Annotated in this window: 7 protein-coding genes and 1 pseudogene; 5 read left to right on the top strand and 3 right to left on the bottom strand. The window is 68.4% G+C overall.

Annotation, left to right across the window (positions count from 1 at the left end; genetic code table 11):
• Both AB4Z01_RS30250 and AB4Z01_RS30245 read right to left on the bottom strand, forming a co-directional pair.
• Positions 1-417, bottom strand: a pseudogene (locus AB4Z01_RS30250) (hypothetical protein); the annotation flags it as partial.
• 171 nt (positions 418-588) lie between these two features.
• Complete coding sequence (locus AB4Z01_RS30245; protein WP_441699922.1) at positions 589-1755, bottom strand: deoxyguanosinetriphosphate triphosphohydrolase; 1167 nt, start codon at positions 1753-1755, stop codon at positions 589-591.
• A gap of 122 nt (positions 1756-1877) precedes the next feature.
• Between AB4Z01_RS30245 and erpA the strand changes: the two genes are divergently transcribed.
• From erpA to AB4Z01_RS30220, 5 genes are all read left to right on the top strand, one after another.
• A complete protein-coding gene (gene erpA, locus AB4Z01_RS30240) occupies positions 1878-2219 on the top strand; it encodes an iron-sulfur cluster insertion protein ErpA (protein WP_429230017.1) in 342 nt (113 codons plus the stop codon).
• Positions 2220-2324: 105 nt separating this feature from the next.
• On the top strand, positions 2325-3095 hold the full coding sequence (gene xth / locus AB4Z01_RS30235) for an exodeoxyribonuclease III (protein ID WP_441699920.1): 771 nt from the start codon (positions 2325-2327) through the stop codon (positions 3093-3095).
• A 109-nt stretch (positions 3096-3204) separates the two neighbouring features.
• Positions 3205-5340: a GGDEF/EAL domain-containing response regulator gene (locus AB4Z01_RS30230; protein ID WP_441699919.1), complete on the top strand. Its 2136-nt coding sequence runs from the start codon at positions 3205-3207 to the stop codon at positions 5338-5340.
• 379 nt (positions 5341-5719) lie between these two features.
• Positions 5720-6412 (top strand): histidine kinase dimerization/phospho-acceptor domain-containing protein, encoded by a 693-nt coding sequence (locus AB4Z01_RS30225; protein WP_441699917.1) that lies wholly within the window; start codon positions 5720-5722, stop codon positions 6410-6412.
• Positions 6409-8928 carry an ATP-binding protein gene (locus AB4Z01_RS30220; protein ID WP_441699915.1) on the top strand — a complete coding sequence of 840 codons (2520 nt, stop codon included), beginning with the start codon at positions 6409-6411 and terminating at the stop codon, positions 8926-8928. Before AB4Z01_RS30225 ends, AB4Z01_RS30220 begins: the two co-directional genes overlap by 4 nt.
• Before the next feature lie 75 nt (positions 8929-9003).
• Here AB4Z01_RS30220 and AB4Z01_RS30215 read toward each other — a convergent pair whose 3' ends face one another.
• Complete coding sequence (locus AB4Z01_RS30215; RefSeq protein ID WP_441699914.1) at positions 9004-9963, bottom strand: crotonase/enoyl-CoA hydratase family protein; 960 nt, start codon at positions 9961-9963, stop codon at positions 9004-9006.
• Positions 9964-10344: the final 381 nt, after the last annotated feature.

Below are 10344 nucleotides of genomic sequence, written 5' to 3'. Positions count from 1 at the left end.
CGCGAGCAGGATCTCCACCACCCCGGCGCCGGACGCGGCGGCCGGCAGCGGCAGGCGCCAGCCGCGCTGGTCGGTGCCGGCCTGGACCGGCCGCGGCATCGGCTGCTCCGGCGGCGGCAGCACGGTGGCCACATTCACCGGCGCCTGGCGGCGGCCGAGATCCTGCAGCACGAGACGGTCCTGGTTCGGAATGTCGATGCCGCCCGGCTGTTCCGGCCGGGTGCGGAATTCGGTGCGGTCGGCGCGGATGATCGGCACCCCGCCTTCCATCGTTACCGCGCCGCCGGAGGTGTAGGTCGAGATCAGCACGCCGGCGAACAGCAGGATCACGACCAGGATCACCCCGGCCGGGACGATGATGCGCCAGGGCGGCGAGGCCTGCACCGGCCTGAGCTGGACCGCGGCGGGCGCAGTCATGGGCAGCGCGTAAGGCGCCTCCACCCATTGTCCGTCCGGTGCGAGTCGCAGCTGAGTGGCGGTGTCGACCATACTATCCCCCGACTGATTCGGAATCGTAACGCGAATCGGAGAAACGGGCGATAAGAAATTGATTCAATGATGAATCATTTTGACAGAGCCCCGCCCTTCTCACGCCGGCCGGTCCAGGGCGAACAGGCGCTGGTGCTCGAGCAGGGCGTAGCGGTCGGTCATGCCGGCGATATAGTCGGCCACCAGCCGCGCCAGCCCGGCCGGGCCAGCGGCCTCGGCCTGGCGGCGCCAGTCGGTCGGCAAGGTGTTGGGCTCGGCCGTGAACAGGTCGAACAGATCGCGCACCACCCGCCGCGCCTTGCTGGTCTCGCGGTTGACCAGATAGTGCCGGTAGACCTCGCGGAACATGAAGCTGCGGACCACGGCGAGATCGGCCGCGACGCCGTCGGAGAAGGCGATCGCCGGCACCGGCGCGGCGCGGATCGCCTCGACCGACTCCGGCGCCGAATCTGCCAGGCGGCGGCGCGATTCCGCCAGCAGGTCGGTGACCATCTGGTCGATCATCCGCCGCACCGTCTCATGGATCAGCCGGCGCCGCGGCAGGCCGGGATGCAGGGCCTCGACCTCGGCCAGCACCGGCCCGACCAGCGGCAGGCCACGCAGCGCGTCGAGGTCGAGCAGCCCGGCCCGGACCGCGTCGTCGATATCGTGGTTGGTGTAGGCGATGTCGTCGGCCAGCGCCGCCACCTGCGCCTCCGGCCCCGGCTGCGAGCCGAGGTCGAGGTCCCAGGTGGCGCGGAAGGCGTCGATCGTCGCCGGCAGCGCCCCGCCGGGCGGCAGCGGCAGCAGCGGGCCGTTGTGCTTGACCACGCCCTCCAGCGTCTCCCAGGTCAGGTTGAGCCCGTCGAAGCCGGCGTAGCGCTGTTCCAGCGCCGTCAGGATGCGCAGGGTCTGGTCGTTGTGATGGAAGCCGCCATGGCCTGCCATCGCCGCGTGCAGCGCGTCCTCCCCGGCATGACCGAATGGGGTGTGGCCGAGGTCATGCGCCAGGGCCACCGCCTCGCCCAGATCCTCATCCAGGCCCAACGCCCGGCAGATGGTGCGGGCGATCTGCGCCACCTCCAGCGTGTGGGTCAGCCGGGTCCGGTAATAGTCGCCCTCGTGATAGATGAAGACCTGGGTCTTGTACTGCAGCTTGCGGAACGCCGAGGAATGGACGATGCGGTCGCGGTCGCGCTGGAACGGCGAGCGCATGCCGCTGTCCGGCTCGGCATGCAGCCGGCCGCGGCTGCGGTCCGGGGCGGTGGCGTAGGCTGCTGCGGTCATCGAAGGCAAGCTAGCCATCGCATGCGGGGCTGGCAATCTTCCGCGGCGCTTTGCAGATGCCTCGCGGCTCCCTACATTGGAGGGGACCGGTTTCGACCGCCCGTTTGACCTATGGACACGCCATGCCCGACGATGGCCGCATCCTGAACCTGACCGAAAGCGCCGCCCGGCGGATCGCCGAGCTGCGCCGCGCCGAGAGCAACGACGCCCTGATGCTGCGCATTGCCGTGTCCGGCGGCGGCTGCTCCGGCTTCCAGTACGGCTTCAGCTTCGACGACAAGGTCAATGGCGACGACCTGACCTTCCGGCGCGACGACGTCACCGTGGTGGTCGACGACACCTCGCTCGATCTGCTGGCCGGCGCCGAGATCGATTATGTCGAGGAGTTGATCGGCGCCTCCTTCCAGGTCAAGAACCCGAACGCCAGCTCCTCTTGCGGCTGCGGCACTTCCTTCGCACTCTGACCGGCCACGCCCGCCGGAGTCGGAGGGCCGCCCAGCCCCGGAGGACCAGCCATGCGCCCCACCCTGCCCCATCGCCTGCCGGTTTCCCGGGCGGAGCGCTGAGGTATGCGCATCGCCACCTGGAACGTCAATTCGGTCAAGGCCCGGCTGTCGAACGTGCTGGACTGGCTGCGCAGCGCCGACCCCGATGTCGCCGTGCTGCAGGAGATCAAATGCGAGACCGAGGCGTTCCCGCGCTTCGAGTTCGAGGCGCTGGGCTACAAGCTGCTGATCCACGGCCAGAAGAGCTATAACGGCGTGGCCCTGTTGTCGAAGCATCCGATCGAGGATCCGATGAGCGGCCTGGAGGGCGACGGCGAGGACGTCCAGGCCCGCTATGTCGAGGGCACGGTGCGCGGCGTCCGGGTCTGCGGCCTGTACCTGCCGAACGGCAACCCCGCCGGCACCGAGAAATACGGCTACAAGCTGGCCTGGATGGACCGGCTGCACCGCCGGGCCGGGACCCTGCTGGCGGCCGGCCAGCCCTTCGTCATGGGCGGCGACTTCAACGTCATCCCCGAGGCGCGCGACGCCGCCGACCCGGCCGCCTGGGTCGACGACGCGCTGTTCCGGCTGGAGACCCGGCGCCGCTTCCGGGCGCTGACCCATCTGGGCCTGACCGATTCGTGGCGGGCGCTGAACCCGACCGCGACCGGCTACAGCTTCTGGGACTATCAGGGCCAGGCCTGGCAGGCCGACAATGGCATCCGCATCGACCACCTGCTGGCCAGCCCGGAGATCGCCGACCGGCTCGAGGCCTGCATCATCGACCGCGAGCCGCGGGGCCGCGACAAAGCCTCGGACCACACGCCGGTGGTCGCCACCCTGTCGGAATAGCAATCATACGAATTCCCTCATAATGCGGCGAAAAGCCCTTCTATAGTGGCCATTGGCCATACCACCGGACAGCACAGCGGCCGGTGCGACAGGGAGTTCACCAGCGCGAATGTCGCTCGTCGTCATCTTGGATGACCGGCCCACCAACCGGCACATCTTCTCCAAGCTGGCAGCCTCGCTCGAGAGCCAGGTGACCGTGCAGGCGTTCGGCGACCCGCTGGAGGCGCTGGACTGGCTGGGCGGCCACACCCCCGACCTGGTGATCGCCGACTACAAGATGCCGAATCTGGACGGCGCCGAGTTCACCCGCCGGATGCGCGGCAACCCGCATGTCGCCGACGTGCCGGTGATCGTCATCACCGCCTATGACGACCGCAGCTTCCGGCTGCAGGCGCTGGAGGCCGGCGCCACAGACTTCCTGCAGAGCCCGGTCGACCACCACGAATTCATGACCCGGGCCCGCAACCTGCTGCGGCTGCGCCGGCAGCAGCAGCGGGTCAAGCGCCGCGCCGCAACGCTGGAGCGCGAGCTGGAGCGCACCCGGCGCAGCCAGGAGGAGGCGCTGCGCAACAGCCGCGAGGCGCTGGCCCAGGTGATCGACACGGTGCCGGCGATGATCAGCGCGGCCGACCGCGACGGCCGCTGCGTCTTCGTCAACGCCTATCAGGCGGCGATCAGCGGCTCGACCCCCGCCGCCCTGGTCGGCGAGGACGTCGCCGCCGTGTTCGGGCCGGAGCGCGGCGAGCGCAGCCGGCAGCTGGACCAGCTGGTCTTCGCCTCCGGCGAGCCGCTGCCGAGCTATGAGGAGGTGGTCGAGCGTAGCGGCGTGCGGCAGGTGTTCCTGACCAGCAAGGCGCCGCTGCGGGACGCGACCAACCAGGTCGAGAGCGTCCTGACCACGGCGCTCGACATCACCGACCGCAAGCTGGCCGAGGAGCATCTGCACCATCTGGCCAACCACGACGCGCTGACCGACCTGCCGAACCGGACGCACCTGCTGAACCGGATCCGCCGCATCCTGGCCCGGGACGCCGACGCCGCCTTCGCCCTGCATTTCCTGGATCTCGACCGCTTCAAGTCGATCAACGACGCGCTGGGCCACCATTTCGGCGATCAGATCCTGCAGGAGGTGGCGCGCCGGCTGAGCGTGACCGCGCGGCCGGGAGACATCGTCGCCCGGCTCGGCGGCGACGAGTTCGCGGTGCTGCAGCTGGGGCCGGCGCGGAGCGAGGACGCGGCCGCCACGGCGGCGCTGATCCTGCAGGAGATCGCCCGGCCGCATATCCGCAGCGACAGCACCGTGTCGCTGACCGCCAGCATCGGCATCACCCTGCATCCGCAGGATGGGAACGATCCGGACCAGCTGTTCCGCAACGCCGACCTGGCGATGTACCGGGCCAAGGCCGACGGGCCGGGCGAGTACCGCTTCTTCGCTTCCGAGCTGAATGTCGGCATCCAGGACGCTGTCGTGCTGGAGGCGGAGCTGCGGGCCGCAGTCGAGGCCGACCAGTTCGTGCTGCATTACCAGCCGCAGATCGACCTGCACAGCGGCCGGATCGTCGGCGCCGAGGCGCTGATGCGCTGGCAGCACCCGACCCGCGGCCTGCTGCTGCCGGCGCAGTTCCTGCCGGCGGCGGAGGAGAGCGGGCTGATCATCGCCATGAACACCTGGGCCCTGCGCGAAGCCTGCGCTCAGGGCGCCGCCTGGGCCCATGACGGGCTGTCGCTGCGCGTCGGCGTCAATTTGACGTCGCTGCAGTTCCGCAAGCAGGACATCAGCCAGCTGATCCGCCAGACCCTGGAGGACACCGGCCTGGCCGCATCGGCGCTGGAGCTGGAGCTGACCGAAGGTGTGCTGATCCAGAACGCGGAATCGGCGGCGAGCAAGATCACCGAGCTGCGCGACCTCGGCATCCGCTTCGCCATCGACGATTTCGGCACCGGCTACTCTTCGCTCAACTATCTCAAGATCTTTCGGGTCAACCGCCTCAAGATCGACCGCAGCTTCATCCGCAACCTGGAGACCAGCCCGGGGGATACGGCGATCGTGCGGGCGATCACCAATCTCGGCCATGATCTGGGCCTGGAGGTGACCGCCGAAGGGGTGGAAACCTCCGAGCAGCTCGAGACCATCCGCCAGCTGGGCTGCGACGAGGTCCAGGGATTTCATTTCGCCAGACCGATGCCGGACGACCAGCTGCGAGACTTCGTGCGGCGCTGGCCGGCGGGCGGCCGGATTTCGTAACGGTCGGGACGTCGATCCGCGGCCGGATGCCGATGGTGCGGGCCGCCGCTGATCTTGGCCCCTAGACGCGACCGCCGAAGGGGAGGAAACTCCCAGGCGGCTCGAGAGGAACCGCATGCTGGTCTGCGACGAGGTTCAGAGGTTTCATTTCCTCAGGTTGATGCCGAACAACCAGCGGTGAGAGTTCGCATGGGATAGGCCGGCCGGCAGGTCTTTGGTCATCCCATCCGGTGTTCGGTGATGGTCCCGGTCGGCATGACGGCGCCGCCGGGCTGGAGTGGTTTTGGAGATGACCGACAGCAAACCGCAGGTGGGGCCAAGATCCCTGGGCGCGCGTATCGCGCAGCGCCTCCGGGCCCGCCCGGACAGCGAACATGAAATGCGGTTCAACGCCCTCGGCTTCGGCACCGCCATCCTGGTCTATCTGCTGGCGGCAGCCGGCGACGACCCCGGCATCCTCGCCGTCCCGCCCGTCTACCTCGTCATCAACGTCGCCGTGCTCGGCCACATCCTGCTGCATCCCGGCATCTGCCGCCCGCGCCGGATCTTCTCGGTCGTCAGCGATCTCGGCGCCCTGTTCTGCGTCATGCGGATCGGCGGCGAGACCACGGCCGTCCTGGTCCCGCTGTTCTTCTGGGTCATCCTGGGCAACGGGTTCCGGTTCGGGCCGGCCTTCCTGGCCCTGGCGACGGCGGCCGGCCTGGTCTCGTTCGGCGCCGTGGTGGCGACGACGCCGTTCTGGAGCGCCCATGGCACCTTGGCCGCCGGCCTGCTCGTCGGCATGCTGCTGGTGCCGCTCGGCGCCATGCGCCTGATCCGCAAGCTGTCAACGGATCGGCGGAAGGCCGAGGCGGAGAACCGGGAGAAGGCCTTGCTGCTGGCCGGCATGAGCCATGAGCTGCGCACGCCGCTGACGGCCATCATCGGCACCGGATCGGTGCTGCAGGACACCAGGCTCAGCCCGGTGCAGCGGGAGATGGCGCGACGGCTGGTGTCGGCCGGGCAGCGGCTGCTGCAGCTGGTCGACGACATGCCCGACGGCGCCCGCCCCGGACGGGGTGGCGACCGATGACCGGCAGCAGATCGCAGGCGGGATCGAGATCCCCGATCCGGCGCCTCCTGCAGCGCTTCCGGAACCGTCCGGACAGCGAGCATGAGATGCGGCTCAACGGCATCGTCTTCGCCGTCGCCATCCTGATCTACGTGCTGGCGACCGGGCATTACGATCTGGAAGCGGTCGCCGTCCTGGCCGGCTACATCACGGCCAACGTCGCCGTCCTGACCCATATCGCCGTGTACCCGGCGATCTGCCGCCCGCGCCGGATCGTCGCCATCCTGGTCGATTTCGGCGCCATGTTCTGGGAGATGCAGATCGGCGGCGAGGCCACCACGATCCTGTTCCCGATCTATCTGTGGGTCATCTTCGGCAACGGCTTCCGCTTCGGCATCGCCTTCCTCGCGCTGGCCACCGGCGCCGGCCTGGCCTCGTTCGGCGCGGTGGTGGCGACGACCGAGTTCTGGCGCGCGCATGGCGCCCTGTCGGCCGGCCTGCTCGGCGGCATGGTGCTGCTGCCGGCCTATGCCGCCACCCTGATCCGCAAGCTGTCCCGGGCCAAGCAGCAGGCCGAGGAGGCGAGCCAGGCGAAGAGCATGTTCCTGGCCAGCGTCAGCCACGAGCTGCGGACGCCGCTGACCGCCATCATCGGCATGGGATCGCTGCTGCACGACACCAAGCTGAACCCGTCGCAGCAGGAGATGACGCAGACCGTCGTCTCGGCCGGCAAGCAGCTGCTGGCGCTGATCAACGATATCCTGGATTTCTCCCGCATCGAAGCCGGGCAGATGACGGTGCAGGCCGCCGATTTCGACCTGCCGTCGGTGCTGGCGGAGATGCGGGCGATGATCCTGACCGAGGCGAAAGCCAAGGGCCTGCACCTCGGCATCTACATCGACCATCGCGTGCCGCTGCGGCTGCGGGGCAGCGAGCGGCATCTCCGCGAGGTCGTGCTCAACCTGCTCGGCAACGCCGTCAAGTTCACCGAGGCCGGCAGCGTGGTGGTCTCGGTCCGGCCCGAGACGGAGCCTGGCGAGCGGCCGCGGCTGCGCTTCGAGATCTCGGACACCGGCATCGGCATCGCGCCGGAGGCGTCCGGCCACATCTTCGAGAGTTTCCGCCAGGCCGACGCCTCGATCATGGACCGGTTCGGCGGCACCGGGCTGGGCCTCGCCATCTGCAAGCGGCTGGTCACCCTGCTCGGCGGCGAGATCGGGGTCGACAGCACCCCCGGCGTCGGCAGCACCTTCTGGTTCACGCTGGAGTTCGACCGCCCCACCGATGCCGAGGAGCAGCCTGCCGCCGAGCCGATCCCCATCCTCGGCGTGATCGCCCCGGACGCGACGCTGATCGGGCGGCTGATGCCGCTGCTCACACCGGTCGCCGGCACGGTCGAGACCTTCGGCACAATCGACGCGATGCTGGCTTGGCAACCCCTGCGCTCCGCCGACACGGCCGCGGTCCTGGTCATCGACGGCGGTGCCGTGCCGAGCGATCCGAGCCGGCGGGCGTCAGTCCTCGCCGCGCTGCGTTCGGCACCGGCCGTCCGCCCGATCCTGCTGGCCGGCACGGTCGCCGGCGAAGTCGTGCCGCGAGACCTGACGGAGGTCTTCGCCACCACCATCCCCGCCGATGCGGATGCCCGGACCATCGGCATCGCCCTGCGCATCGCACAGGCCGGGCGCTCGCATGGCAAGCCGAAGGCCGCGGCAGCCCGCCGCCCTGCCCTGGCGCAGCGCAACCTGTCCGTCCTGGTCGCGGACGACAACCGTATCAACCAGAAGGTCCTGCGGGAGATGCTGGTGCGGGCCGGCCATCAGGTCCAACTGGTCGGCAATGGCGAGGAGGCGCTCGACGCACTCGACGCGGCGACCTTCGACCTGGTCCTGATGGACATCAACATGCCGGTGATGAACGGCATCGAAGCCACCAAGCTGTACCGCTTCACCGCGCTGGACCGGCCGCATCTCCCGATCATTGCCCTGACCGCCGATGCCACGCCCGGCGTCGCGGCGCGCTGCACCGAGGCCGGCATGGACGCCTGCCTGACCAAGCCGATCGAACCCGAGCAACTGTTCGCCGCGATCGACGACGTCCTGGAGGGACATGTCCCGGCAACGCCGCCGCAACCGCTGCCGGACAACGTCATGGCCCTGCCGCAGGCCGGCCCGGCCGCGGTCGACATGCGCGTCATCGACCGCCTGGAAGCCCTCGGCGGCAACGATTTCCTGGTCGAGCTGATCGATGATTTCCTGGCGGATATCGAGACGGTTGCCGAGGATATGAGGATCTCGGTGCAGAAGGGAGACGCCGTGCTGTTCCGGGCGAATGCCCATGCCCTGCGCAGCGCCACCGCGAATATCGGTGCACGCGGCCTGTCGGACCTCTGCCAGGACTGGCAGGGGATCAGCGGGCCGGATCTCGCCCGCAACGGCCAGGCTCATCTGCGGCGTCTGGCGGCCGAAATGGAGCGCCTGCGCCCGATCCTGCTGCGGCGGCGCGGCGCCGCCGCCCGGCCGGCCAGAGAAGGCTGATCCAGGCCCGGGAAATGAGGCGACCGGCTCCCCCGCCCGTCGCCCCAGCTGCCCCTTGGACCATGAGATCGAACGTCACTCGGCCGCGATCGTCGGCACCACCGCGGCGCGCCGACGATCCTGGGCCTGGGTCAGCCGCGCCATCTTGCGAAGATCTGATTCGCTGAGGCCGAGGCAAGCGTCGGCCCAGATGTCGACCACGTCCCGCAACTCGCCGAGCGTGATCGGGTTGACCCGGCGCCGGGCCTGGATCAGGGCCCGGTGCGCATTGTATTTGCGCCCGTTCTCGGCGATGTACTCATGGATCGCCTCGGTGCCTTTGCCGTCCTCGGCCAGCACATCGACGATGCCCATCTCGTGCAGCTCCTCGGCGGTGTAGATCCGCCCGCTGGTGATCATCTTCTCGGTCGCCACAGCGCCGATGCGACGGGACAGGAAGCTGTAAGCCCCCATGCCCGGGAACAGGTTGAACAGGATCTCGGGCAGCCCCATCTTGCTGCTCCGCTCAGCCACGATCATGTCGAGCGACAACGCGCATTCGAAGCCGCCGCCAAGAGCGTCGCCCTGGACCAGGGCCATGGTGATGATCGGCGTGTCGAAGGCGGCGTAGTTGCGATGGATCGGCTCGATCGCGGCATGGGCATAACGGCGAAGCGCCGCCCGGTCCCCGAGCCGGATCTTCTCGATGAACAGACCCAGATCGCCGCCCAGGCTGTAGATCCCCGGGAGCCCCGAGGCGAAGACGAAGTAGCGGATCGGCGGCTCCTCATCCGCCCGTTCGATGAACATGCGTCGGATCGACTGCTGCATGTCGGTGATGTCGTGCAGCAGCTCCGGCGTGAAGCTCGGCCGGCCTTCCGGCTGCATGTAGCACCAGTAGGTCCGGTCGGCCGGATCGAGCCTGACGGCCAGGTTGCGGTAGTGGCTGCGGGCCACTTCGATATGGGCTGGCTCGCGCGCCTCCACGACCGGCCGGGGCGCAAAAATCGAGGACAGCTGCGACGGGAGTTCAGGAATGGCAATGCTCAGGGACATCTCGTGCTCCTTAGGTTGATGCCGCCCCGCTGCAAGCAGGGCAGTCTTCTTGAGCGGAGCGGCAGACCATTCTGTGCAATTCCATTTATTTTGGCCACCCGAGACAATTATTCGGGAATTGTTGCCACAAATTACATCAATTTTTAATAATATTTTATGCCAGTTGCTCAATAATATTCTATGACCACTACCCCGTGGTTGAACTATGCACAAATTCGGCTTTCGGCTGAACTAGCCTAAAATAGGGATGAAGACCCATCAAAATCGACCGCCATCCCCTATACGAGGTAGGCGGCTGAAAACAAGAAAGTTCGTCCAGTCTCGTGGGCGGGGCGGTGGCGAATCCGGCGCCTGCAAGCATACAGCCAAGAGACGATCCCC

Origin of the sequence: Inquilinus sp. YAF38 (assembly GCF_052113205.1) — a bacterium.
GTDB lineage: Bacteria > Pseudomonadota > Alphaproteobacteria > DSM-16000 > Inquilinaceae > Inquilinus.
The sequence above is the reverse complement of the archived record's forward strand: the minus strand, read 5'-3'. Positions and strand labels throughout refer to the sequence as shown.